The following is a 647-nucleotide window of genomic DNA, read 5'->3' as shown; positions in this document are numbered from 1 at the left end:
AGGAAAATCAATATCAGTGTCAGCCATGTTGTTGATGAAGTTAGTCAGAAGGAACTGCGCTGCCAAAGCGGTGATATCGATAATTTCTGGGTCTGTGTAGCCGGCAGCACGTACGGCTGCGAGTTCTTGATCGGTTACCTTGCCGCGGCGTTCTACCAGCGTTTTGGCAAATGTAGCGGCAGCAGCGCGCTTTGGATCTTCGGAGCGACCTTGGCGATTCATTGCAATTTCTTCGGCCGAACTTTTCACCAGGTTAGTCGCAATGTACGTATGCGCGCTCATGCAGTAATGGCAGTCGTTGACCTGAGTCACAGCCAAAGCAATAGCATCACGGGTTTTTACGTTCAGCGCCTTGGACATCGCACCTTGAAAACCAATGATACCTGCGAAAGTATCTGGGCTGGAAGCGAGCATACGAAACATATTTGGAATAAAACCAACTTGGCTACCAATTGCATCGAGGGTGGAGTGGGTGTTGGTGGGAGCTTGGTCGCGAGTTGGAATAGTAATACGTGCCATCTGTAGATCCTCTTTCATTTAGCCGTTGTTGGCGTGAGAGGAAGCTTATGTTTTCAACCCTGGTTTGATAATCCCCCGATATCGGGAACCACCCTTTCAGATTTCGAGAATTTAGAACTTTACCCGGC

Annotated in this window: 1 protein-coding gene; it reads right to left on the bottom strand. The window is 49.0% G+C overall.

The window, feature by feature from the left end:
- Positions 1 to 519: carboxymuconolactone decarboxylase family protein (locus ACW9IN_RS30105; protein ID WP_038845055.1), on the bottom strand; the 519-nt coding region annotated here is incomplete at its 3' end.
- Positions 520 to 647: the final 128 nt, after the last annotated feature.

The sequence above is a fragment of the Pseudomonas sp. SDO5271_S396 genome (genome assembly GCF_054071795.1).
The sequence above is the reverse complement of the archived record's forward strand: the minus strand, read 5'-3'. Positions and strand labels throughout refer to the sequence as shown.